This window comes from Burkholderia sp. MSHR3999, assembly GCF_000833595.1.
Classification (GTDB): domain Bacteria; phylum Pseudomonadota; class Gammaproteobacteria; order Burkholderiales; family Burkholderiaceae; genus Burkholderia; species Burkholderia ubonensis.
In genome coordinates this window covers 840,026-862,504 of sequence record NZ_JRFO01000006.1, presented here as the reverse complement: position 1 = coordinate 862,504, position 22,479 = coordinate 840,026, and the positions used below count along the sequence as shown (strand labels likewise).

General features: G+C 69.3%; 21 protein-coding genes. 7 read left to right on the top strand and 14 right to left on the bottom strand.

The annotated features are described in order from the left end of the window. Positions 1-20: 20 nt before the first annotated feature. From glmS to KY49_RS21210, 5 genes are all read right to left on the bottom strand, one after another. Complete coding sequence (glmS, locus tag KY49_RS21230; protein WP_042586476.1) at positions 21-1,883, bottom strand: glutamine--fructose-6-phosphate transaminase (isomerizing); 1,863 nt, start codon at positions 1,881-1,883, stop codon at positions 21-23. A gap of 52 nt (positions 1,884-1,935) precedes the next feature. After that, the gene (glmU, locus tag KY49_RS21225) at positions 1,936-3,297 is read right to left on the bottom strand and encodes a bifunctional UDP-N-acetylglucosamine diphosphorylase/glucosamine-1-phosphate N-acetyltransferase GlmU (protein WP_010090454.1); all 1,362 of its coding nucleotides are present in this window, start codon (positions 3,295-3,297) and stop codon (positions 1,936-1,938) included. Between the two features lie 110 nt (positions 3,298-3,407). Then, positions 3,408-4,412 (bottom strand): tRNA 2-thiocytidine(32) synthetase TtcA, encoded by a 1,005-nt coding sequence (gene ttcA / locus KY49_RS21220; protein ID WP_042586475.1) that lies wholly within the window; start codon positions 4,410-4,412, stop codon positions 3,408-3,410. Then, positions 4,409-4,813: a dihydroneopterin aldolase gene (locus KY49_RS21215; protein ID WP_010090456.1), complete on the bottom strand. Its 405-nt coding sequence runs from the start codon at positions 4,811-4,813 to the stop codon at positions 4,409-4,411. Before KY49_RS21215 ends, ttcA begins: the two co-directional genes overlap by 4 nt. 55 nt (positions 4,814-4,868) lie before the next feature. Beyond that, on the bottom strand, positions 4,869-5,630 hold the full coding sequence (locus KY49_RS21210; protein ID WP_042586474.1) for an SDR family oxidoreductase: 762 nt from the start codon (positions 5,628-5,630) through the stop codon (positions 4,869-4,871). 13 nt (positions 5,631-5,643) lie between these two features. Between KY49_RS21210 and KY49_RS21205 the strand changes: the two genes are divergently transcribed. Beyond that, positions 5,644-6,840, top strand: coding sequence for a class I SAM-dependent methyltransferase (locus tag KY49_RS21205; RefSeq protein ID WP_042586900.1), 1,197 nt, complete (start codon positions 5,644-5,646; stop codon positions 6,838-6,840). A 21-nt stretch (positions 6,841-6,861) separates the two neighbouring features. After that, complete coding sequence (locus KY49_RS21200) at positions 6,862-7,056, top strand: DUF2905 domain-containing protein (protein WP_010090459.1); 195 nt, start codon at positions 6,862-6,864, stop codon at positions 7,054-7,056. Between the two features lie 13 nt (positions 7,057-7,069). Here KY49_RS21200 and KY49_RS21195 read toward each other — a convergent pair whose 3' ends face one another. The 6 genes from KY49_RS21195 to KY49_RS21170 all read right to left on the bottom strand — a co-directional run bounded on the left by KY49_RS21195 (position 7,070) and on the right by KY49_RS21170 (position 13,807). Continuing rightward, the gene (locus KY49_RS21195; RefSeq protein ID WP_010090460.1) at positions 7,070-7,291 is read right to left on the bottom strand and encodes a hypothetical protein; all 222 of its coding nucleotides are present in this window, start codon (positions 7,289-7,291) and stop codon (positions 7,070-7,072) included. A gap of 84 nt (positions 7,292-7,375) precedes the next feature. Continuing rightward, the gene (locus KY49_RS21190) at positions 7,376-8,284 is read right to left on the bottom strand and encodes a carbohydrate kinase family protein (protein ID WP_042586473.1); all 909 of its coding nucleotides are present in this window, start codon (positions 8,282-8,284) and stop codon (positions 7,376-7,378) included. Then, positions 8,281-9,561 carry an AGE family epimerase/isomerase gene (locus tag KY49_RS21185; protein ID WP_042586472.1) on the bottom strand — a complete coding sequence of 427 codons (1,281 nt, stop codon included), beginning with the start codon at positions 9,559-9,561 and terminating at the stop codon, positions 8,281-8,283. The genes KY49_RS21190 and KY49_RS21185 overlap by 4 nt, the downstream gene beginning before the upstream one ends. Continuing rightward, positions 9,558-10,577 (bottom strand): LacI family DNA-binding transcriptional regulator, encoded by a 1,020-nt coding sequence (locus tag KY49_RS21180; RefSeq protein WP_042586471.1) that lies wholly within the window; start codon positions 10,575-10,577, stop codon positions 9,558-9,560. The genes KY49_RS21185 and KY49_RS21180 overlap by 4 nt, the downstream gene beginning before the upstream one ends. A 179-nt stretch (positions 10,578-10,756) precedes the next feature. Next, positions 10,757-12,592 carry an EAL domain-containing protein gene (locus KY49_RS21175; RefSeq protein ID WP_042586470.1) on the bottom strand — a complete coding sequence of 612 codons (1,836 nt, stop codon included), beginning with the start codon at positions 12,590-12,592 and terminating at the stop codon, positions 10,757-10,759. 171 nt (positions 12,593-12,763) lie between these two features. After that, the gene (locus tag KY49_RS21170; protein WP_042586469.1) at positions 12,764-13,807 is read right to left on the bottom strand and encodes a bile acid:sodium symporter family protein; all 1,044 of its coding nucleotides are present in this window, start codon (positions 13,805-13,807) and stop codon (positions 12,764-12,766) included. A 364-nt stretch (positions 13,808-14,171) separates the two neighbouring features. On the opposite strand from KY49_RS21170, the gene KY49_RS21165 reads away from it, so the two are divergent. The 3 genes from KY49_RS21165 to KY49_RS21155 all read left to right on the top strand — a co-directional run bounded on the left by KY49_RS21165 (position 14,172) and on the right by KY49_RS21155 (position 17,211). Beyond that, positions 14,172-14,645, top strand: a complete 474-nt coding sequence (locus tag KY49_RS21165) for a hypothetical protein (protein WP_042586468.1) — start codon at positions 14,172-14,174, stop codon at positions 14,643-14,645. Positions 14,646-14,998: 353 nt separating this feature from the next. Then, positions 14,999-16,078 carry a porin gene (locus KY49_RS21160; RefSeq protein ID WP_042586467.1) on the top strand — a complete coding sequence of 360 codons (1,080 nt, stop codon included), beginning with the start codon at positions 14,999-15,001 and terminating at the stop codon, positions 16,076-16,078. Between the two features lie 170 nt (positions 16,079-16,248). Then, complete coding sequence (locus KY49_RS21155; protein WP_042586466.1) at positions 16,249-17,211, top strand: LysR family transcriptional regulator; 963 nt, start codon at positions 16,249-16,251, stop codon at positions 17,209-17,211. Positions 17,212-17,509: 298 nt separating this feature from the next. Here KY49_RS21155 and KY49_RS21150 read toward each other — a convergent pair whose 3' ends face one another. Together KY49_RS21150 and KY49_RS21145 are read right to left on the bottom strand one after the other, a co-directional pair. Next, complete coding sequence (locus KY49_RS21150; protein ID WP_042584526.1) at positions 17,510-18,535, bottom strand: IS110 family transposase; 1,026 nt, start codon at positions 18,533-18,535, stop codon at positions 17,510-17,512. Between the two features lie 144 nt (positions 18,536-18,679). Beyond that, positions 18,680-19,639: an NAD(P)H-dependent flavin oxidoreductase gene (locus KY49_RS21145; RefSeq protein WP_042586465.1), complete on the bottom strand. Its 960-nt coding sequence runs from the start codon at positions 19,637-19,639 to the stop codon at positions 18,680-18,682. Between the two features lie 273 nt (positions 19,640-19,912). On the opposite strand from KY49_RS21145, the gene KY49_RS21140 reads away from it, so the two are divergent. Further along, the gene (locus KY49_RS21140) at positions 19,913-20,809 is read left to right on the top strand and encodes an alpha/beta fold hydrolase (protein ID WP_042586464.1); all 897 of its coding nucleotides are present in this window, start codon (positions 19,913-19,915) and stop codon (positions 20,807-20,809) included. Positions 20,810-20,843: 34 nt separating this feature from the next. On the opposite strand, the gene KY49_RS21135 is transcribed toward KY49_RS21140, so the two are convergent. Beyond that, a complete protein-coding gene (locus tag KY49_RS21135) occupies positions 20,844-21,335 on the bottom strand; it encodes an Lrp/AsnC family transcriptional regulator (RefSeq protein WP_042586463.1) in 492 nt (163 codons plus the stop codon). Positions 21,336-21,445: 110 nt separating this feature from the next. Between KY49_RS21135 and KY49_RS21130 the strand changes: the two genes are divergently transcribed. Continuing rightward, positions 21,446-22,348, top strand: coding sequence for a DMT family transporter (locus KY49_RS21130; protein WP_042586462.1), 903 nt, complete (start codon positions 21,446-21,448; stop codon positions 22,346-22,348). The last annotated feature ends 131 nt before the right edge of the window (positions 22,349-22,479 follow it).

Genomic DNA, 22,479 nt, shown 5'->3' with positions numbered 1-22,479 from the left:
TCGGCGGCGCGCTGCGCCGCTTATTCCACCGTCACCGATTTCGCGAGATTGCGCGGCTTGTCGACGTCGGTGCCGCGCGCGCAGGCCGTGTGATACGCGAGCAGCTGCAGCGGCACGACGTGCAGGATCGGCGACAACTGGCCATAGTGCTCCGGCATCCGGATCACGTGCAGGCCGTCGTCGTTGACGATCTGCGTGTCCGCGTCCGCGAACACGTACAGCTCGCCGCCGCGCGCGCGCACTTCCTGCATGTTCGACTTCAGCTTCTCGAGCAGCGTGTCGTTCGGCGCGACCGTGACGACCGGCATCGCTTCCGTGACGAGCGCGAGCGGCCCGTGCTTCAGTTCACCCGCCGGATACGCCTCGGCGTGGATGTACGAGATTTCCTTCAGCTTAAGCGCCCCTTCGAGCGCGATCGGGTAGTGCAGCCCGCGGCCGAGGAACAGCGCGTTTTCCTTGCGCGCGAATTCCTCCGACCACGCGATGATCTGCGGCTCGAGCGCGAGCACGCTGTTCAGCGCGGCCGGCAGGTGGCGCAGCTGCTTCAGGTATTCGGCTTCCTGCGCGGCGTCGACGTGCCCGCGCAGCTTGCCGAGCGTCGCGGCCAGCACGAACAGCCCGACGAGCTGGGTCGTGAACGCCTTCGTCGACGCGACGCCGATCTCGGTGCCCGCGTGCGTGAGGAACTGCAGCTCGGTGAGGCGCACCATCGCGCTCGTCGCGACGTTGCACACCGCGAGCGTGTGCGCATGGCCGAGCGACTGCGCGTGCTTGAGCGCCGCGAGCGTGTCGGCCGTCTCGCCCGACTGCGAGATCACGACGACGAGCTGGCGCGGGTTCGGCACCGATTCGCGGTAGCGGTATTCGCTCGCGATCTCGACCTGGGTCGGGATCTTCGCGATCGATTCGAGCCAGTATTTCGCGGTCAGGCCCGAGTAGTAGCTGGTGCCGCACGCGAGGATCAGCAGGCTGTCGATCTCGCCGAACGCGGCGGCCGCGGCGTCGCCGAACAGCGCGGCGTCGAACGCGTCGGCCTGCGGGATCGTGTCGCTGATCGCGCGCGGCTGCTCGAAGATTTCCTTCTGCATGAAGTGCCGGTACGGCCCGAGCTCGACCGCGCCGCCGTACGCGCTGACGACGCGCACTTCGCGCTGCGCCGCCGCGCCGTGGCGGTCGACGATCTTCACGCCGTCGAGCGACAGCTCGCACACGTCGCCTTCCTCGAGGAACGTGAAGTGGTCGGTGCTGCCTGCCAGCGCGAGCGCGTCGGACGCGAGGAAGTTCTCGCCGTCGCCGTAGCCGACGACGAGCGGCGAGCCCTGGCGCGCGCCGACGACCGTGTGCGGCTGATCCTTGTGGATCACCGCGATCGCATACGCGCCGTGCAGCCGCTGCACCGCCTCGCGCACCGCGGCGAACAGGTCGCCGCGATACAGGCTGTGCACGAGGTGCGCGATCACCTCGGTGTCGGTCTGCGACACGAATTCGTAGCCTTTCGCACGCAGCGCGTCGCGCAGCGGCTCGAAGTTCTCGATGATGCCGTTGTGGACGAGCGCGAGCGCGTTCGACGAGAAGATCGGGTGCGCGTTGTGGGTGACCGGCGCGCCGTGCGTGGCCCAGCGCGTGTGCGCGATGCCCGTGACGCCTTCGAGATGCGACTCGCGCACCTGCGCGTCGAGGTCGGCGACGCGCGCGACGCTGCGCGCGCGCTTCGGGGCACCCGGCGTAGGGGCACCCGGCGTAGGGGCGCCCGACGTAGGGGCGCCCGGCTCGAGCACGGCGACGCCGCACGAATCGTAGCCACGGTATTCGAGGCGCCGCAGACCTTCGATCAGCACCGGAACGATATTACGCTTTGCAACTGCGCCGACAATGCCGCACATGGAAACAGTCCTGTAAGTCGAAGCGGGCGCAACGACGGCGCCCGCGGGGTGTTCAGCCTTTCTTCTTGACCGGGCGCACGTAGCCGCTCTTCGCGGTCTGCGTCTTGTCGTTCAACGCGAGCATGCCTTCGGCCACGTCCTTCCAGATCGTCGTGCCCGCGGCGATCGTCACGCCGCGCCCGACGCGCACCGGCGCGACCAGCTGCGTGTCCGAGCCGACGAACACGTCGTCCTCGATCACGGTGCGGAACTTGTTCGCGCCGTCGTAGTTGCAGGTGATCGTGCCGGCACCGATGTTCACGCGCGCGCCGATGTCGGCGTCGCCGATGTACGTGAGGTGGTTCGCCTTCGAGCCGTGGCCGATCACCGCGTTCTTCACCTCGACGAAGTTGCCGACGTGCGCTTCGTCCGCGAGCTGCGCGCCCGGGCGCAGCCGCGCGTACGGGCCGATCACCGTGTGCGCGCCGAGCTCGGCGCCGTCGATGTGCGTGAACGCGTCGATGCGCGCGCCCGCGCCGATCGACGCGTTGCGGATCACGCAGTTCGCGCCGATCGTCACGTCGTCGGCGAGCGTCACGTTGCCTTCGAACACGCAGTTCACGTCGATCGACACGTCGCGGCCGCAGCGCAGCGTGCCGCGCACGTCGAGCCGCGCCGGGTCGGCGAGCGTCACGCCGTCGACGAGCAGCGCGTCGGCGAGATTGCGCTGGTGCACGCGCTCGAGCTCCGCGAGCTGCGCCTTGCTGTTCACGCCGAGCGTTTCCCATTCGGCGTCCGGCTGCGCGGTGACGACCTCGAAGCCGGCGTCGATCGCCAGCTCGACGACGTCGGTCAGGTAGTACTCGCCCTGCGCGTTGTCGTTGTTCAGCGCGCCGAGCCACATCGCGAGCTGCGCGGTGGGCGTGACGACGATGCCGGTGTTGATCTCGGCGATCTTCTGCTCTTCGGGCGACGCGTCCTTCTGCTCGACGATGCGCGTGACGAAGCCGGCCGGGTCGCGCACGATGCGGCCGTAGCCGGTCGGATCGTCGAGCGTGACGGTCAGGATGCCGTAGCGGCCGTCGCGCGCGGCGGCGACGAGGCGCTCGAGCGTGGACACGCGGGTGAGCGGCACGTCGCCGTACAGCACGAGGGTCGGCTGCGCGGGATCGAGCAGCGGCAGCGCCTGGCGCACCGCGTGGCCGGTGCCGAGCTGCTCGGCCTGCACCGCGAACTGCACGTCGGGCGCGGCGACGGCTGCCTGCACCTGCTCCGCGCCGTGGCCGACGACGACCACGAGCCGGGACGGCTGCAGCGCGCGCGCGGTGGCGATGACGTGGGAGAGGAGGGGCCTGCCGGCCAGAGGATGAAGCACTTTCGGCAGCGCGGAACGCATGCGCTTGCCGGTGCCTGCCGCCAAAATCACGATATTCATGGCGCCAGCTTGTCTGAAGAGTTCGAAGCTAGTCATTTTAGCATGGGCCCCACCCGCCGAGCGGGGCTGGCGGGCCCGCCCGGCGGGCGTCGCCGGGCCCTGCGCGGCGCTTACAGATCGTCGAACCGGACGAGCGAGATCGGTTGGCCCGCGCCCGGCGCAGCCGCGTCGTCGCCCGTCGAGCACGGTTCCTCGTCGAACGCGATGTCGCCCTGCGGATCGGCCTCGCCGGTCGCTCGCAGCGACGTGAACGGGAACAGCGTGGTGTCCATCAGGTGCGACGGCACGACCTTCGCGAGCGCGTTGAACATGTTGTCGACGCGGCCCGGGAAGCGCTTGTCCCACTCGCGGATCAGCGCCTTCATTTCCGCGCGCTTCAGGTTCGGCTGGCTGCCGCACAGGTTGCACGGGATGATCGGGAATTCGCGCAGCTCCGCATACTTCTCGAGGTCGGTTTCCTTCACGTACGCGAGCGGGCGGATCACGACGTTCTTGCCGTCGTCCGACTGCAGCTTCGGCGGCATCCCCTTCAGCTTGCCGCCGTAGAACATGTTCAGGAGCAGCGTCTGCACGATGTCGTCGCGGTGATGGCCGAGCGCGATCTTGGTCGCGCCGAGCTCGCCCGCGACGCGGTACAGGATCCCGCGGCGCAGCCGCGAGCACAGCGAGCAGGTGGTCTTGCCCTCGGGCACGAGGCGCTTGACGATGCTGTAGGTGTCCTGGTTCTCGATGTGGAACGGCACGCCGATCCGCGTCAGGTACTCGGGCAGCACGTGCTCCGGGAAGCCCGGCTGCTTCTGGTCGAGGTTCACGGCGACGATGTCGAAGTCGATCGGCGCGCGCTCGCGCAGGCGCAACAGCACGTCGAGCATCGCGTAGCTGTCCTTGCCGCCCGACAGGCAGACCATCACCTTGTCGCCGTGCTCGATCATGTTGTAGTCGCCGATCGCCTGGCCGACCTGGCGCACGATGCGCTTGAACAGCTTGTTGTTCTCGTACGCTTCCTTCTGCTCGCGGCGCGTCAGCGCCGGGCGGCCGGCGTCGGCCGCGCCGCCTTCGACGGGGGCGGCGCCGGCCGCCTGCTCATTCAGGTTGGGGGTATGGGGGGCGTTCATGCGCGCTCCTCGTCCTTGATGCGAAAGACTTCGACGCCGACGGCGTCGCAGTCCGGATAGGCGTCCGGTTTCTCGGTACGGACGCGTACCGCGCGCACGGCGTCGTGCGCCAGCAGGCGCGCGGCGATCGCGTCGCACAGCGTTTCCTGCAGGTGGATGTGGCCGCGCGCCACGCACTGCGCGACGCTCTGCTTCATCAGGTCGTAGTCGACGACTTCATGCAGCCGGTCGTCGACGGGGGTGGACAGCGCAAGCGGCACGAACAGGTCGACATTGATGACGACGCGCTGCTCGCCGCGCTTCTCGTGCTCGAATGCCCCGATGTTGATGTGCACCTCGTAGTCGCGCAGGTAGAGCCTGCGGCAATCCGCGAGGCGGGGGTGCAGGAGGGCGGAATGCATGGTCGTTCCAGTCAAATTGGCGTGCGCGCACGCAAAGCGGCGCGGGCGGCGGCCGTCATGGCGCGCGCCCGCGCGGTTGATTCGGGCCGGCGGCAGGCGGCACCAGGTGCTCGCCGCCGTCGACGGTCAGCGTCGCGCCGGTGATGCCGGGCGCGTCCGCCAGGTAGCAGGCCGCCGCCGCGATGTCGTCCGCGCGCGGCGCGCGCCCGCGCACGAGCGCCGCGATGCGCACCTTCGGCGCGAGCGTCAGCGCCAGCGCGGCGGTCGCGCGGTTCAGCGCGGCCTGCATCAGCGCGTGCGACAGCCGTTCGGGCGCCGGGTGGAACAGCGCCTGGTCCAGCACGTGGATCGCGCACGCGCGCAGCGCTTCGTCGGCGCGCGCGGCGTCGGGCGTCGCGGCGTCGAGCGCGCGGGCCAGCGCGAGCGGCGCGGCGACGTTGCGGGCCAGCGCGGCGGCGAGCGACGCCTGGCGCACCGAGCGCGCGTCGTCGGTACCGGTCGGCGTGCTGTGGAACACGACGCACGCCGGCCGGCCGAGCGCCGCGCCGCAGGCCGCGACGAGCCCGGCCGCCTCGGCTTCGAGGGCCAGATCGGCATCGAGCACGGCCGCGCGGCGCCCGAGCGCCCCGACCTCGGCGACGAGCGCGTCGGCCACGGCGGGCGGCGCGTCGCGGCCGCGCTGCAGCGCGACGTCCCAGCCGCGCCGGGCGAACCCCGTGGCGAGCGCGCGGCCGATCGACGCGGCGTCGGCCGCGCTGTTCAGGGCGCCCGCGACGAGCACCACGCGCGCGGTCGACGTATCGGCTGAAACGGTCATTTACAATGCCGGGATGAACCCGAAAGCTCACGAACCCGCTAGTCTACCTGCTCCCGGCCCCGACGCGCTCGCGCAGTCCGAAACCCTCGCCGCGCAGCTGCGCGACGAGATCGCGGCGGCCGGCGGCTGGCTGCCGTTCGACCGCTTCATGGAGCGCGCGCTGTACGCGCCCGGCCTCGGCTACTACAGCGGCGGCGCCCGCAAGTTCGGCCGCCGCGCCGACGACGGCAGCGACTTCGTCACCGCGCCCGAGCTGTCGCCGCTGTTCGCGCAGACGCTCGCGCGGCCCGTCGCGCAGGCGCTCGCGGCGAGCGGCACGCGCCGCGTGATGGAATTCGGCGCGGGCACTGGCAAGCTGGCGGCGGGGCTGCTCGCGGCGCTCGACGCGCTGGCGGCCGAGCTCGACGAATACCTGATTGTCGACCTGTCCGGCGAGTTGCGCGAGCGGCAACGCGACACGATCGCCGCTGCTGCCCCCGGCCTCGCGTCGAAGGTGCGCTGGCTCGACGCGCTGCCCGAGCGCTTCGAGGGCGTCGTGGTCGGCAACGAGGTGCTCGACGCGATGCCGGTGCGGCTGTTCGCGAAGGCGGACGGCGCGTGGCGCGAGCGCGGCGTCGCGCTCGACGCGCGGCAGGCGTTCGTGTTCGAGGACCGGCCGGCCGCGCCGGCCGACGTGCCGCCGGCGCTCGCCGCGCTCGATGCCGACACCGGCGACGGCTACGTGACCGAGACGCACGAGGCGGCGCTCGCGTTCACCCGCACCGTCTGCACGATGCTCGCGCGCGGTGCGGTGCTGCTGATCGATTACGGTTTCCCCGCGCACGAGTACTACCATCCGCAGCGCGACCGCGGCACGCTGATGTGCCACTACCGGCACCGCGCGCACGATGATCCGTTCCTCTATCCGGGCCTGCAGGACATCACCGCGCACGTCGAATTCTCGGGGATCTACGCGGCCGGCGTCGCGACCGGCGCGGACCTGCTCGGCTACACGTCGCAGGCGCGCTTCCTGCTCAATGCGGGCATCACCGATGTGCTCGCCGCGATCGATCCGTCCGACGTCCACGCGTTCCTGCCCGCCGCGAACGCGGTGCAGAAGCTGATCTCGGAAGCGGAGATGGGCGAGCTGTTCAAGGTGATCGCGTTCTCGCGCGGCCTCGACGGCACGCTCGACGCGTTCGCGCGCGGCGACCGCTCGCACGCGCTCTGACGGCTCTGACGGGAACGGCCGATGCTGCGCTGGCTGATGGCGTCGTTCGTCGCAGTGATGATCCTCACGCGCTGCTGGCCGTGGCTCGGCAAGCTGGGCGTCGGGCGGCTGCCCGGCGACGTGACGCTGACGCTCGGCGGGCGGCGCTACCCGTTTCCGTTCATGTCGACGCTGGTGATCACGATGCTGGTGTCGATGGCGGCGCGGCTCGTCTGACGCGCGGCGCGCGTCACAGCTCGATCTCGCCGAGGATGCGATGGGCGAGCGCCTTCGCTTCGTTGAACGCCTCTTCCTCGTTCGGGCTCGTGCTGCCGACGTCGTACACCGTGTTGTCGGGGGCCTCCCCTTCGTCCCGGCTCAGGATCACGTAGCCCTGGAACTGGCCGTGGCCGGCGTGCCGGGTATGCGCCTTGGCCGTGTAGATGCCCTTCGTGAACGTGTTGGTGTCCATGATGCCTCTCCCGCAAAAGGACACTTCATCGTAGCACCGCGCCGCAACATGTACAGCACCGCGTCGTGCCGGGTCGTGCAGGCCCTAGCCCTCCAGCAACGCAACCACCTCGTCGAGCGTCGGCGCGTGCGCGCCGGTGTGGCGGCACGCGGCGGCGCCCGCGGCGAGCGCGAACGCGAGGTGCTCCGGCCACGCCCGCTGCGGCGCCGCCATCAGGCTGAACAGCATCCCGCCGATCGACGCGTCGCCCGCGCCGACCGTGTCGGCCACCTCGACGCGCGGCGGGCGCGCTTCGTGCGCGTCGCCGTCCGCGTACAGCGTCGCGGCGTCCGCGCCGCGCGTCACCAGCAGCGCCGCGCGCGGATTCAGCGCGCGCAGCGCTGCGATCGCAGCGGCCTCGCTGCCGCCGAACAGGTGCCGCAGGTCTTCGTCGGACGCCTTGATCAGGTCCGCGAGGCCCGCCATCTTCTCGAGCGTCGGCCGGTACGCGGCCGTCATCAGGTTCCGGTAATTCGGATCGAAGCTGATCTTCACGCCGCGCGCGTGCAGGTCGGCGGCGAGCGCGATCAGCGTGCCGGCGAGCGGCTCGCGCACGAGGCTGATGCAGCCGAAGTGCGCCCATTTCACGTGATCGGCCCAGCCGGCCGGCAGCCGCGCCGGGTCGAACGCGAGATCGGCGCTCGCTTCGCCGATGAAGAAATAGGCAGGCGGCCGCGTCTCGTGGACGATCGCGAGCAGCGGCGCTCGTGCGACGCGCTGCAGGAACCGCAGGTCGAGCCCGGCCGCGTCGCTCGCGCGCCACAGCGTGTCGGAAAAGCAGTCCTCGCCGATCGCGCCGGCGAGCGCGCTCGGCACGCCGAGCCGCGCGACCGCGCGCGCGACGTTCCAGCCGGCGCCGCCCGGCACCGAGGTCCAGCGCGCGTCGCCCGCGCGCACCATGTCGGTCAGGATGTCGCCGGCGGACACGAACGCCGGAAAGCCGCCGCCGCTCATTGCGTGGGTTCGCTGCGCGCCGCGCGCGCGAGCGTCGCGAGCACGTCGTAGCACGCGCCCATCGTGTGGTAGTCGGTCTTGCCGGCGGGGCTCTTCTCGTCGCCGTACTTGCGGTTGTCGCAGGTCAGGATCCGGTACCACGCGCCGTAGCGGTGATCGACGAAATGCGCCCAGCAGTAGCGCCAGATCTCGTCGTACCAGTCCCAGTAGCGTTCGGCGCCGGTGCGCGCGCCGAGCATCGCGGCCGCCGCGAACGATTCCGCCTGCACCCAGAAATACTTGTTGTGGTCGCAGATCGTGAAGTCGGGGCCGAAGCCGTAGCAGAGCCCGCCGTGATCGGCGTCCCACGCGTGCGTGAGCGCCGCGTCGAACAGCTCGGCCGCGCGCGGCGCCAGCCAGTCGAGCGGGCGGTGCCGCTCGAGGATCAGCAGGAGCTTCGCCCACTCGGTCTGGTGCCCCGGCTGGAAGCCCCACGGCCGGAAGATGTTCGAGCTGTCTTCCTTGTTGTAGTCCCAGTCGACCGACCAGTCCGCGTGATAGTGCTCCCACACGAGGCCGCCCGACAGCGCCGCCTGGCGCCGCGTGACGTGCGTCGCGAGCTTTTCCGCGCGGTCGAGGTAGGTGAGGTGGCCGGTCGCCTCGTACGCGGCGAGCAGCGCCTCGGTCATGTGCATGTTCGCGTTCTGGCCGCGGTAGCTCGACACGATCCAGTTCGGCGACGCATCGTCCGCGTAGAGGCCCGCGGCGGCGTCCCAGAAGCGATGCTCGGCGAGCTCGTAGGTCGCGGCGATCAGCGGCCGCGCCTCGTCGACGCCCGCCATCGTCGCGTGCGCGGCGGCGAGCAGCACGAACGCGAGGCCGTAGCAGTGGCGCGTGCCGTCGAGCGTCGCGCGCTTCGCGCCGTCGCGCCAGTCGAGCTCCCAGTCGTAGCCTTGCAGCGCGTCGTCCCAGTGCGCGTCGCGCAGGAAGCGCAGCCCGTGGCGCGTGTAGTCGAGATGGCGCGGATCGCCGAAATGCCGGTACGCCATCGCGTAGTTGAAGACGAACCGGCAGCTGCTGACGAGGTGCCGCGACGTGCGGTTGTACACGCTGCCGTCGTCGCGGAAGTAGTGGTAGAAGCCGCCCGTCGAGTCGAGCGCGTTCGGCGCATAGAAGCGCAGCGTGTCCTCGACGTGCGACAGCAGGAACGACGGATCGCGGAAGCTCGCGACGAACGGGGCCGGATGGCCATGCGCGGCCGGCGTCGCCGGGGCGGGTTGGACCGGGGGCGTAGTCATGGTTCGGTGCTCGTGGCGGTGACGGGCGCCCGCGTCGCGGCGGGCCGGCTGCTGGCCCGCACGATCAGCTCGACGGGCAGGCAGATCTCGGTGTGCTCGGGCGCTTCGGCCAGCAGCAGCTCGACGCCGCGGCGGCCGAGCGCTTCCTTGTCGACGGCGAGCGTCGTGAGCGGCGGGCTCGCGTGCGCGGCGGCGGGGATGTCGTCGAAGCCGACGATCGCGATGTCGTCCGGCACCCGCAGCCCGCGCGCGAGGCACACGCGCTGCGCGGCGAGCGCGGCCGCGTCGTTGTACGCGAACACCGCGTCCGGGCGCGGGCCCGGCGCGTCGAGCAGCTGCTGCATCGCGCGCGCGGCGCCGGCGTCCGGGTCGAGTCCGGCGTCGATCGTCACTTCGTAGGCCGGGTCGAACAGCCGCCCGGCCTCGAAGAACGCGCGCCGGTAGCCGATCGCGCGCTGCGTGATGCTGTAGTGCGCGGGCGAGCCGCCGATGAAAGCGATGCGCGTGCGGCCGGTGGCCAGCAGGTGACGCATCGCGAGCGCCGCGCCGGTCGCGTTGTCGATGTTGACCGAGCGCAGCCCGGGCGCCCACAGGTCGATCAGCACGAGCGGGCGGCCGGTCGCGGCGAGCGCCTCGATCGTCTCCGGCTCCATGAAGCCGGCCACCGCGATCGCGTCGGGCGCGTGCGGGCGCATCTGGCGCAGCACGTCGTCGTTCGGGCCGACGGTCAGGAGCGTCGGCACGATGCCGCGCTCGCGGCACGCGTCCTCGACGCCGTGCAGCACGTGCGAGAAGAACGGGCTGGCGGGAAAGCGGTTGTGCTGGCGGTGCAGCAGGAACGTCAGCCGGCGGATGCGCGGCCGCAGTTGCGCGGGATCGTAGCCGAGGCGCTGCGCGATCTCGACGATGCGCGCGCGCGTGGCTTCGGACAGGCCGGGCTGGTTCTTCAGCGCGCGGGACACGGTGCCGATCGAGACCTCTGCCGCCCGCGCCACGTCGCGAATGGTGGTGCCCATCGTTCGGAAATCCGGTTTGTTTAGGGTGACGGCGATTGTATAGTAAACCGCATCGATAAAATCGCGCCATATCCCCGGGGAATACCCGTAAATACGCGAATTTAAAGCACTAATCTGCGCCGGCGCTTTTACTAAAAATACTAAACAGGCGCCGCAAAAGGCAAGGTGTCCGCGCGTGGTCAGTGCGGCGTCGCGGGCGGCTCGCCGCGCGCGAGCAGCGCCGCGCGGCCCGCGTCGAGATCGACGACCGCGAGCCCGTCGGGCTGCTGCTTCGCGCGCCGTTTCGCGAGCGCCGCGACCGACGCGATCTCGTCGCTGCCGTAGCGCATCGCGCGGTGCGCGCCCGCCGGCACGCCGACCGCGCCGATCGCCATCGTCACGAAGCCGAAGAACGCCGGGTTGCCGTGGCGGTCCTCGCCGTGCAGGCCGCCCGCGCGCTGGTCGACCAGCGTGTAGAAGCGCTGCGCGCCGTCGTTGAAGCGGCCGATCGCGGCGGCCGCGCGCGCGTGCCAGTCGTCGCTCTGGAACAGCACCAGGAAATCGTCGCCGCCGACGTGGCCGAGGAAGTCCCGCTGCGGATCGCAGATGCCGGCCAGCACGGTCGCGGCGTACTTCAGCACCTCGTCGCCCTGCCAGTAGCCGTACTGGTCGTTGAACGGCTTGAACTGGTTCAGGTCGACGTAGCACGCGTGGAACCCGGCGTCGCGCGCGAGCAGCCGGTCGATGTGCGCGCTGATCGGGATGTTGCCGGGCAGGAACGTCAGCGGGTTCGCGTAGCGCGCGGCCTCGATGCGCATCTCGGTCACCGCGCGCACGAGGCTCTCGCCGGTGCCGAGGCCGACATAGCGGCCGTGCTCGGTGATCACGAAGCCGTCCGCGAGATAGCGCTGGTCGTTGTTGGCGAGCAGCAGCGCGAGCTGTTCGACCGTCGTCGCGTTCTCGATCATCAGCGGCGCATCGTTCGCGAACTGCAGGCACGGCTTCCTGCCGAACACCTCGCGGTGGTACGGCAGCGCGAAGCGGTCCATGAAGCTGCGGCGGTTCACCAGCGCGACGGGCCGCTCGTGCTCGACGAGCGCAACCGCGTGCAGCTCGGGCATCCGGTTGAACAGCGCGAGCACGTCGTTGCTGGTCACGTCGCGCGGCAGCGCGGGCGCGGCGACGAGCATCTTCGCGGCGACCGTGCCGCTCGGGCGGGCTGCGCGCGACGCGTCCGGAAACACCGCGATGTGCGGCGCGCGGATCGCGTCGCGCGCGGCGGGCGCGACGACGCGTTCCGGCTGCGCGTGCGGGCGGCCCAGCAGGAAGCCCTGCACGCAGCAGATGCCCATGTCGCGCACGACGATCAGGTCGCGCTCGTGCTCGATGCCTTCGGCGATCAGCTTCGCGCCGCTCGCGTGCGCGAAGTGCTGCATGGCCCTGACCGCCTCGAACTTCAGCGGATCGAGGGCGATGTCGTGGATGAAGAAGCGGTCGATCTTCACGACGTCGGGATGCAGGCGCAGCCACAGGTTCATGCTCGCGTTCGCGGTGCCGTAGTCGTCGAGCGCGAACTGGATGCCCGCGTCGCGCAGCGACGCGACGGCCGGCGCGACCTGCGCGAGATCGGTCGACGCATTCTGCTCGGTCAGCTCGATCACGATGCGCTCGGCGGCGATCTGCGCGCGCTCGAGCAGCATGCGCGCGTGCTCGCGTTCGCGCGCGAGCGCCAGGATCGCGCCCGCGCTGAAGTTGAGGAACAGCTTGCCGTCGCAGCCGAGCGCCGCGAACGCGTCGAGGCAGGTGATGGCGGCCGCGTGTTCGAGCGCGATGGTCGCGCCTTCGCGCGCCGCCTGCGCGAACAGCGCGGCGGGCGTCTCCAGGTCCGTGCCGCGCGGGCCGCGGATCAGGCCTTCATAGGCGATGACCGTGCCGGAGCCGAGGTCGACGATCGGCTGGAACACGGCGGCGAGCGCGCGATCCGCGATCAATCGCGCGGTGCGGGCGGCATCGGGAGCGGCGGGGATGGCGGACATGGCGGGACGGCCGAAACGTCGGGACGACCGGCATAACGGCACCGCGCAGGAAGAGTTGAGTGAATTTTTCGTGACGCGATGCGCCGTCGTGGTGCATCGCCGCGGGTCATGGCCGCCGCATTGCGCGGCGCGGGCCGGGGGCCGGCGTCGGGCAATGCGACGGCTGGCGTGTCAGCGCTTGCCGGCGCTCAGTGCGCGCGGCGCACCCGCGGCCCGGCCCTGCGCGGCGCCCTCGTCGCCTGGTTCGCCCAGCCTGCGTGCGCCCCAGCGCTGCGCGAGCGCCGCGCAGGCCATCAGCTGGATCTGGTGGAACAGCATCAGCGGCAGCACGACCGCGCCGACCGCGTGCGCGGAGAAGATCACCTTCGCCATCGGCACGCCGGCGGCGAGGCTTTTCTTCGAGCCGCAGAAGATGATCGTGATCTGGTCGGCGCGGTTGAAGCCGAGCCGCTTGCTGACGAACGCGGTCAGCAGCAGCGCGAGCGCGAGCAGCAGCAGGTTGACGGCCAGCAGCCCGGCGAGCGCGCGCGGCGGAATCTGGTGCCAGAGGCCCTGGTCCACGGCCTCGCTGAACGCGACGTAGACGACGAGCAGGATCGAGCCCTGATCGACGAAGCGCAGCACCGCGCGGTTGCGCTCGATCCAGCCGCCGATCACGGGCCGCAGCAACTGGCCGGCGACGAACGGCACGAGCAGCTGCATCACGATGCTGCCGACGGTGCTCCACGGCGACGCGCTCGCCGCCGACTGCGTCGTGATCATCAGCCCGACGAGCGCCGGCGTGACGAAGATGCCGAGCAGGCTCGACGCGGACGCCGCGCAGACCGCGGCCGGCACGTTGCCTTTCGCGATCGACGTGAACGCGATCGACGACTGGACCGTCGAGGGCAGCGTGCAGAGGAACAGCACGCCCGCATACAGCGCCGGCGTGACGAGCGGCTGCAGCACCGGCTTCAGCGCGAGGCCGAGCAGCGGGAACAGCGCGAAGGTGCTGAGCAGCACGACCGCGTGCAGCCGCCAGTGCGTCGCGCCCGCGACGATCGCCTCGCGCGACAGCTTCGCGCCGTGCAGGAAGAACAGCAGGCCGACCGCGATGTTGGTCGCCCAGTTGAACGCGTGCGCGGCCGGGCCGCGGCACGGCAGCAGGCTCGCGAGCACGACGGTGCCGACGAGGGCGAGCGTGAAGTTGTCGGGGAGGTAACGGGGGCGGGCCATCGGGATCTCGATCGGGACGATAGGAAGGCGTGCCGCGCACGCGCGGACGCCGCACGCGCGGATGCCGGTATTTTCCCGGTTGCCGATTCAAACCACAAATTCATTGTATGAATCGATTGATGAATCAAGCGAATGCCGGGCGGCCGGCCCCGCCTGTCGCGCAGGTGACGAAAACAGCAGAAGAATGTGCCGCGGCGATCCGTCCCTGACGTGAAAAACCCAGCAGTAACATGGTGTTACACCGATGCCCCGGACCTAACACTTTTTGGCTCGACACGATTTCGCCTCGCTCATAAATTACTGCTGAAAGGCTTGCGCTCGCCCTGGACGGGCGTTCGCGGCCGGTAAAACCAGGCTCTGAACAATGACGGATCGGGTGAAACGGAAGATCGGACGATGGGCGGCAGGCGTGCTCGGCGCGCTGCTGGTGCCCTTTGCGCTCGCGCAGCCCCCGCACGGCGGACACGAGTTCGGCGGCGGCGACCGCGGCCTGCGCGCGTCCGGTGGCCCGCCCGTGTGGCGCCATGCACCGCAGTGGGGCGGCAACCCCGGGGCGCGGATGGGCGCAGGCGTCAACGGCTCCGGCCCTCGCTGGGGCCTGCGGCCGACGCCGTCGTACGGCCACTACGCCGCGCAGAGCCCGTACCGCCCGATCAGCGCCGACGCGCGCCAGGTGCCGCGCCCGCCGGGCGGCGGCAACGTGCCGCTGCGCGCCGGGTCGATCCGCGCCGACGTCGCCCGCTACAACGAGGAGCGCGGCGGCCGCCCGCTGCCGCCGCCGCGCGCGCAGGAAGAGCCCGCGCATTCGCCGTATTTCTCGCCGTTTTACCGAAACTGAGCGAAACTGAACGCGCCCGCGTTCCGTCCCCCGCCGACTGATGCGAATTCGCCACAGTCGCGCATCGATTTCCGCTGATTTTCCCGCCGCATTGCGCTATCTTTCGCGCCCGGTTCGCGCGTGATGCGCCGCCGTGCCGCCGCGTGACGAGCTCGCGCGTTGCCGCCGCGCCCCGTCTGCCCCCGAACCGCCGCCGCGAAGTTAATGCCGCCGCTATACCCGCAATAAGCACACGCATTTTTGACCGGAAAAATGATCCGCAAAGATGGCTGCGCCCCAGCACGACGCAAGCAGCGGCCCCTATAACAACGCTCGCGCCGCCCGGTTTCTTATCGACAATCCCTGGAGATCCCATGAAAGCATTTGCCCGCCGTGCGTCGAGCACGTCCGCCGCGCTGGTCGCGGCCGCCGCCTGCGTCGCCGCCGCGCCCGCCCACGCGCAATCGAGCGTCTCGCTGTACGGCCAGGTCGACGAGTGGGTCGGCGCGACGAAATTCCCGGGCGGCGATCGCGCATGGAACGTGTCGGGCGGCGGGATGTCGACGTCGTACTGGGGCATGCACGGCACCGAGGATCTCGGCGGCGGCTACAAGGCGATCTTCACGCTGGAAAGCTTCTTCCGCGCGCAGAACGGCAAGTTTGGCCGCTTCGACGGCGACACCTTCTTCGCGCGCAACGCGTACGTCGGCATCAGCTCGCCGTACGGCACGGTGACCGCCGGCCGCCTGACCACGCACCTGTTCCTGTCGACGATCCTGTTCAACCCGTTCTTCGACTCGTACGTGTTCTCGCCGATGGTCTATCACACGTTCCTCGGCCTCGGCACGTTCCCGACCTATCCGAGCGACCAGGGCGCGGTCGGCGATTCGGGCTGGAACAACGCGGTGTCGTATACGTCGCCGGCGTTCGGCGGCGCGAACTTCGGCGTGATGTACGGGCTCGGCAACCAGGCGGGCGACAACGGCGCGAAGAAGTGGAGTGCTCAGTTCAACTACGCGAACGGGCCGTTCGCGGCGACCGCGGTGTACCAGTACGTGAACTTCAACAACGCCCCGCGCGACCTGGGCACGCTTCCCAGCGTCACCGGCATGAAGAGCCAGGGCATCGCGCAGGTCGGCGCGACCTACGACCTGAAATACGTGAAGCTGTTCGGCCAGTACATGTATACGAAGAACGACCAGGTCGCGGGCAGCTGGCACGTGAACACCGGGCAGGGCGGCGTGACGGTGCCGCTCGGCACCGGCACCGCGATGGCGTCGTACGCCTACTCGCGCGACGCGGGCGGCCTGAACCAGACACGCCAGACGTGGGCCGTCGGCTATGACTATCCGCTGTCGAAGCGCACCGACGTCTACGCGGCATACATGAACGACCACATCAGCAGCCTGTCGAACGGCAACACGTTCGGCGCCGGCATTCGCGCGAAGTTCTGACCCCGCGGGCACGCCGCCGCGCGAGCCGCGCCGGATTCGTGCCCTGTTTCGTTTTGTTGAACGGCGCCGCCCATTGCGGCGCCGTTTTGCGTTTGTTGACCTTTCTGTTTCCTCTCTTTTGCTACTCTATCTCGTAATTTCTCGATTCTCTGGGATTGCGAGCTAGTTCGATGGATACCCTCGTCAGCATGAATGTGTTTCGCTACGTCGTCGAAGTGGGCAGCTTCGTCGGCGCGGCGGAGCGCATGCAGATGTCGGCGGCGATGGCGAGCAAGCACGTGATGCATCTCGAGCAGCAGCTCGGCGCGCGGCTGCTGCATCGCACGACCCGACGCGTCGCGCCCACCGAAGCGGGGCGCGAATACTACGAGCGCCTCGTGCAGGCGCTGTCCGAACTCGACGAAGCCGGGCAGGCGGTCGGCGCCGCGAGCGTCGTGCCGCAGGGCCGGCTGCGCGTGACGTCGCTGTCCGCGTTCGGGCTGCGCCACGTGATGCGGGCGGTGACCGACTACGCGGACCGCTACCCCGACGTGACGGTCGAGATCACGCTGTCCGACCGCGTCGTCGAGCTGATCGACGAAGGCTACGACGTCGCGGTGCGCGCGGCGCCGAGCGGGCTGAAGTCGTCGTCGCTGGTCGCGCGGCAGATCGCGACCGCGCACATCATGCTCGTCGCGTCGCCCGACTATCTGGAGAAGCGCGGCACGCCGCAGACGATCGCGGACCTCGCGCACCACAACTACCTGCGGCGCGACACGAACGCGACGATGCTCGATGCGATGGTGACCGACGCGGCCGCCGCGTTGCGCGTGAATCTCAACGGCAACCTGATCGTCAACCACCTCGAAGGGCTGCGCGCGGCCGTGCTCGGCGGCGCGGGCATCGCGCTGCTCGGCACCGAAGTGGTTGGCGACGACCTCGAGGCCGGGCGTCTCGTGCCGGTGCTGCTCGATGCGGTGCCGCCGCGCGAGCTGCCGATCTATGCGGTGTACGCGAGCCGCCGCCATGTGTCGGCGAAAGTGCGCTCGTTCGTCGATTTCCTCGCCGCGCGGTTCGAGAACGAATCGCTGTGCCCGTCGATCGAGGCCCGCCTGCGCGTGCTGCCGATTACGCGGATCAAGCGCGCGGGCTGAGCGGCGCGACAATCGTCGCAGGAAAGCCGCAGCAAACAAAATCTATGGTCAGCCCGATTTTTGCAAGCGAGGCAGTGTTGACCTAAAGTGGACTTGCTCGAATCTATCCGGGGTCGCGGATGGGAATGATCCCGCCCCATGATGGGAGCCGCGCCGGGCAAACCTCAAAAAGCGCTCAGCATCGAGATGCTGTTTTTGTTGTCAGGTTACTTGCCCGGCCGTTGAGTCGTTTATGCCTTCACGTATCTCGCGTCGCAAAACCAGGTGTGACTACTGAAGCCGTAAGCGATCGGAAGCGTCAGGCCGCAAGAGCCGCCGGCGCGCTTCTGTAGTGTGTCCCTTTGGCGAGGATGGCCCACGCGATCCTCGCCAATTTATTGGCCAGCGCGCAAGCCACTACGTTCGAGTGCCGTCGCGCCAACAGGCTGCGGACCCAGGTGCCCAAGGAATCCGTTCGGCGCTCGATACCCAGCATGATGACCCGCGCGCATTGCACCAGCAGCCGTCGCAGTTCCTTGTCGCCGCGCTTGCTGATGCCCAGTAGCGTTGGTTTGCCGCCGGTGCTGTACTGTCGCGGCACCAGACCGATCGAAGCGGCAAACTGCCTTGCCGAACCATATTGATGGGCGTCGCCCAATTCCGACATCAACACGCTGGCGGTGATTGGCCCGATGCCGGGAATCTCCAGCAGCCGTTCGCTGCGCTCGTCCTCGTGCAATTGCGTGAGCAGCTCGTGTTCGAGCTGGCCGATCTGCTCGTCCAGATACTTGAAATGCGCCTGCAGCCGTTCGAGCACGGCCACCAGCCTGGGCGGCAACGCTTGCGTCTCCAGTACGGCCGGCAGTCTGCGGATCACCGCCATGCCACGCGGCAGGCTGATACCGAACTCCAGCAGAAATGCGTGAATCTGGTTGATCGTACCGGTGCGCTCCCGCACCAGCGCCTCGCGCACGCGGTGCAAGGCTGATACGACCTGCTGCGCTTCGTTACGCGGACTCACGAAGCGCATGCTCGGGCGCGAAGCGGCTTCACAGATCGCCTGCGCATCCGCGAAGTCGTTCTTGTTGCCTTGCCGGAACGGCTTGACGAAGTGGGGAGAAATTAGCTTGGCCTCGTGGCCCAGCGCTTGAAGTCGGCGGGCGATCCAGTGAGCACCGGCGCAGGCCTCCATGACCACGGTACAACTCGGAAAATTGCCCAGCAGCGCGAACATCTGGCTGCGCGTGAGCTTCTTGCGGAACACCATCCTGCCTGACGCGTCTTGCGCATGCAGGTGGAAGCAGTGCTTGCCCAGATCGATGCCGACTAGCGATACCGTGTCCATGATGGCCCTCCAGAAGGACAAAATCCTCACTCAGCGTAGTCCGCTGGGTGAGGATCGGGCTGACCATCCTATTAAGCGCGAACGCCGTGAGGCGTTCGCGCTTTCGTTTTGTGCGACCCGTCCGGGTTGCGGTGACGCGCTGCGTCAGCGCGTGATGCCGAGCCGCGCCTTCGCGTCGTCGTACTCGCGTTTCAGCCGCTCGACGAGCGCGCCGACGCTCGGCAGGTCGTCCATCAGGCCGACGCCCTGGCCCGCGCCCCAGATGTCCTTCCACGCCTTCGCCTTGTCGCCGCCGAAGTTCATCTTCGTCTTGTCGGATTCGGGCAGCGCTTCCGGATCGAGGCCGGCCTTCTCGATGCTTTCGCGGATGTAGTTGCCGTGCACGCCCGTGAAGAGGTTCGTATAGATGATGTCGGCGGATTTCGCGTTGAGGATCGCGCGCTTGTAGTCCTCGACCGCGTGCGCTTCCTGCGTCGCGATGAAGCGCGTGCCCATGTACGCGAGGTCGGCGCCCATCGCCTGCGCGGCGAGGATCGAGCCGCCGTTGGCGATCGCGCCGGACAGCACGATCGGGCCGTCGAACATCCTGCGCACCTCGCCGACGAGCGCGAACGGCGACGTCGTGCCCGCGTGGCCGCCCGCGCCGGCCGCGACGAGGATCAGCCCGTCGACGCCCGCTTCGAGCGCCTTCTGCGCGTGCCGCAGGTTGATCACGTCGTGCAGCACGATGCCGCCGTAGCTGTGCACCGCGTCGACGATCTCGCGCGCGGGCGCGCGCAGGCTCGTGATGAAGATCGGCACCTTGTGGTCGACGCACACGCGGATGTCGTGCTCGAGCCGCTCGTTCGACTGGTGGACGATCTGGTTGACCGCGATCGGGCCGATCACCGCATCCGGATGCTTCGCCTTGTGGTCGGCGAGCTCGGCCTGGATCTTCGTGAGCCATTCGTCGAGCAGTTCGGCCGGGCGCGCGTTGAGCGCCGGGAACGAGCCGACGATGCCGGCCTTGCATTGCGCGAGGACGAGTTCGGGATAGCTGACGATGAACATCGGCGACGCGATGACGGGCAGCGTCAGATGCTGAAGAACGGCGGGTAATGCCATGTGGAGTCTCCTGATACTGATCCTGATCGTGACTGTACGTGACAGTGACAGCGCGAACGGCGCTTCGAGTGTAGCCGGTGCGGCCGCCGCGCAGGTCTGCCGCACATATTAATACGAACGATCGTGCGTTTGCTTGCGAGCTTAGCAAAGCGCGCCGCGCGCGGGCAATCGAGTGAGTGCTCTCTTTCTACGAATTCGGGTATCCACGCCGCTGTGCGGCTTCGAGCGCGCTCCTACAATAGCCGCCTATAACAAACCAACGAGAAACAGACCATGCCGTTCGAGACATTCGCACCGTTTCGCGTAACGGTGCAGGACACCGACATCTTCGGTGTCAAAGGAGGCGCGGGGCCGCCGCTTCTGCTGCTGCACGGCCATCCGCAGACCCACATGATCTGGCATCGCGTCGCCGCGACGCTCGCGGATCATTTCACGGTGATCGCGACCGATCTGCGCGGCTACGGCGCGTCCGGCAAGCCCGCGAGCGACGCACAGCACACGCCGTATTCGAAGCGCGCGATGGCGGCCGACCAGGTCGCGGTGATGCGGCAGTTCGGCTTCGAGCGTTTCTACGTGTGCGCGCACGATCGCGGCGCGCGCGTCGCGCACCGGCTCGCGCTCGATCATGCCGACGCGGTGGAGCGAATGATGCTGCTCGACATCGCGCCGACGCTCGCGATGTACGAGAAGACCGATCGCGCATTCGCGACCGCGTACTTCCACTGGTTCTTCCTGATCCAGCCCGAGCCGCTGCCGGAGACGCTGATCGGCGGCCACACCGACGCGTACATCGAGCGCGTGATGGGCAATCGCTCGGCGGGCCTCGCGCCGTTCGCGCCCGACGCGCTTGCCGCGTATCGCGCGGCGCTCGCGCAGCCGGGCGCGGTGCACGCGATGTGCGAGGACTACCGCGCGTCGGCGACGATCGACCTCGAGCACGATCGTGCGGATCTCGAGCGCGGCACCAAGGTCGCGTGCCCGCTGCGCGTGCTGTGGGGCGCGAACGGGATCGTCGAACGCTGCTTCGATCCGCTCGACGAATGGCGGCACGTCGCGCGCGACGTCAGCGGCCGCGCGCTCCCGTGCGGGCACTACATTCCGGAAGAGGCGCCGGTCGACCTGATCGACGAGATGCTCGCGTTCTTCGAGGCGCGCGACCCGGCGGCCTGATGGGGATGGCGGCGCGGGCGGCGGCGCGCGTGCGTCACCGCCGCGCCGCGTCGTCGTCCGCAAGCGGCGGCAGCCGGCGCGGCACCGGCGTCGACTTGACGATCGCGGTGCTCGTCTCCGCGCGCTCGGTCACCTTCGCGAGGATGCCGTCGAGCTGCTCGATCGAGCGCAGGTAGAGCCGGCAGATGAAGCAGTCGTCGCCGGTCACCTTGTCGCATTCGACGAATTCGGGGATGCGCCGCAGCAGCTCCTCGACGAGATGCAGCTGGCCGGGCAGCGGCTTCACGCGGACGATCGCCTGCAGCGTATAGCCGAGCGCGCGCGGGTCGAGCGCGACGGTGAAGCCGGCGATCACGCCCTGCGCCTCGAGGCGCCGCACGCGGTCCGCGGTCGCGGGCGCCGACAGCCCGATCTGCCGCGCCAGCTCGCTGGTCGCGATGCGCGCGTCGTCGGCGAGCGCGGCGAGGATCGCGCGGTCGGTCGCGTCGAGCGCGGCGACGGATGGAGGAGAAAGGCGCTTCGTCATGATCGCTTTGCTTTCGAAGGTGAATCGGATGATTTGCTTCAGTTTAGCCGTGGAGATCGCGAAAGCAAGTTTCTAGAATCGAAGTCATCCGATCCTTCAACGGGAACATCATGGCTTCGAACGAAATTCGCCGCGGCGCCGCCGAAATGGTCGTCGCGATGCTGATGTCCGGCACGATCGGCTGGCTCGTGATGTCGTCGCGGCAGCCGCTCGCCAACGTCGTGTTCTTCCGCTGCGTGTTCGGCGGCGCGACGCTCGCGCTCGTGTGCGCGGCGCTCGGGCTCCTGCGCCGCTCGCTGTTCTCGTGGCGCATGCTCGGTCTCGCCGCGCTCGGCAGCGTCGCGATCGTCGCGAACTGGCTGCTGCTGTTCGCCGCGTATTCGCGCGCGTCGATCTCGATGGCGACCGCCGTCTACAACACGCAGCCGTTCATGCTCGTCGCGCTCGGCGCGCTGGTGTTCCGCGAACGGATCATCGCGTCGACGCTCGGGTGGCTGCTGCTCGCGTTCGTCGGCCTCGTGTGCGTGGTGCGCGTCGAGCCGGCCGTGCTCGCGGTGCCGGGCGAGTATCTCGAAGGCGTCGCGCTCGCGCTCGGCGCCGCGTTCCTGTACGCGGTGTCGTCGATCATCGCCAAGCACCTGAAGGGCACGCCGCCGCACCTGATCGCGCTGTTGCAGGTCGGGCTCGGCGTCGTGATGCTCGCGCCGTTCGCCCGCTTCGGCACGCTGCCGGCGACGCCGTCGCAATGGTTCGACCTCGTCGTGCTCGGCATCGTGCACACGGGTGTGATGTACGTGCTGCTGTACGGCGCGATCCAGAAGCTGCCGACCGCGATGACGGGCGCGCTGTCGTTCGTCTATCCGGTCGTCGCGATCGCGGTCGACCGCGTCGCGTTCGGGCAGACGCTCGCGTGGACGCAGGTGCTCGGCGCGCTGTTGATCCTGCTCGCGGCGGCCGGCGTCAATCTCGGCTGGCGCATCGTGCCGGCGCGCCGCGCGGTGGCGGGGCGCTGAAACGGTCGTGCGATTCGGTTCACCGCTACGGCTTGCCGCTACGGAGCGAAAGACGTGCCGCGCGCACATGAAACGGGCTGTAAGAAGTTGTAGGGAAACACCCGATGCGATGCAGTCGGCGTCGCTCGTAT

Coding starts and splice junctions, on each gene's coding strand:
- KY49_RS21190 (WP_042586473.1), bottom strand. CDS start 8,284: ATGAGCGGCGGCGGCTTTCCGGCGTTCGTGTCCGCCGGCGACATCCTG.
- KY49_RS21160 (WP_042586467.1), top strand. CDS start 14,999: ATGAAAGCATTTGCCCGCCGTGCGTCGAGCACGTCCGCCGCGCTGGTC.
- KY49_RS21185 (WP_042586472.1), bottom strand. CDS start 9,561: ATGACTACGCCCCCGGTCCAACCCGCCCCGGCGACGCCGGCCGCGCAT.
- KY49_RS21205 (WP_042586900.1), top strand. CDS start 5,644: ATGAACCCGAAAGCTCACGAACCCGCTAGTCTACCTGCTCCCGGCCCC.
- KY49_RS21175 (WP_042586470.1), bottom strand. CDS start 12,592: ATGTCCGCCATCCCCGCCGCTCCCGATGCCGCCCGCACCGCGCGATTG.
- KY49_RS21135 (WP_042586463.1), bottom strand. CDS start 21,335: ATGACGAAGCGCCTTTCTCCTCCATCCGTCGCCGCGCTCGACGCGACC.
- ttcA (WP_042586475.1), bottom strand. CDS start 4,412: ATGAACGCCCCCCATACCCCCAACCTGAATGAGCAGGCGGCCGGCGCC.
- KY49_RS21180 (WP_042586471.1), bottom strand. CDS start 10,577: ATGGGCACCACCATTCGCGACGTGGCGCGGGCGGCAGAGGTCTCGATC.
- KY49_RS21130 (WP_042586462.1), top strand. CDS start 21,446: ATGGCTTCGAACGAAATTCGCCGCGGCGCCGCCGAAATGGTCGTCGCG.
- KY49_RS21210 (WP_042586474.1), bottom strand. CDS start 5,630: ATGACCGTTTCAGCCGATACGTCGACCGCGCGCGTGGTGCTCGTCGCG.
- KY49_RS21140 (WP_042586464.1), top strand. CDS start 19,913: ATGCCGTTCGAGACATTCGCACCGTTTCGCGTAACGGTGCAGGACACC.
- KY49_RS21155 (WP_042586466.1), top strand. CDS start 16,249: ATGGATACCCTCGTCAGCATGAATGTGTTTCGCTACGTCGTCGAAGTG.
- glmU (WP_010090454.1), bottom strand. CDS start 3,297: ATGAATATCGTGATTTTGGCGGCAGGCACCGGCAAGCGCATGCGTTCC.
- KY49_RS21170 (WP_042586469.1), bottom strand. CDS start 13,807: ATGGCCCGCCCCCGTTACCTCCCCGACAACTTCACGCTCGCCCTCGTC.
- KY49_RS21145 (WP_042586465.1), bottom strand. CDS start 19,639: ATGGCATTACCCGCCGTTCTTCAGCATCTGACGCTGCCCGTCATCGCG.
- glmS (WP_042586476.1), bottom strand. CDS start 1,883: ATGTGCGGCATTGTCGGCGCAGTTGCAAAGCGTAATATCGTTCCGGTG.
- KY49_RS21215 (WP_010090456.1), bottom strand. CDS start 4,813: ATGCATTCCGCCCTCCTGCACCCCCGCCTCGCGGATTGCCGCAGGCTC.
- KY49_RS21195 (WP_010090460.1), bottom strand. CDS start 7,291: ATGGACACCAACACGTTCACGAAGGGCATCTACACGGCCAAGGCGCAT.
- KY49_RS21165 (WP_042586468.1), top strand. CDS start 14,172: ATGACGGATCGGGTGAAACGGAAGATCGGACGATGGGCGGCAGGCGTG.
- KY49_RS21150 (WP_042584526.1), bottom strand. CDS start 18,535: ATGGACACGGTATCGCTAGTCGGCATCGATCTGGGCAAGCACTGCTTC.
- KY49_RS21200 (WP_010090459.1), top strand. CDS start 6,862: ATGCTGCGCTGGCTGATGGCGTCGTTCGTCGCAGTGATGATCCTCACG.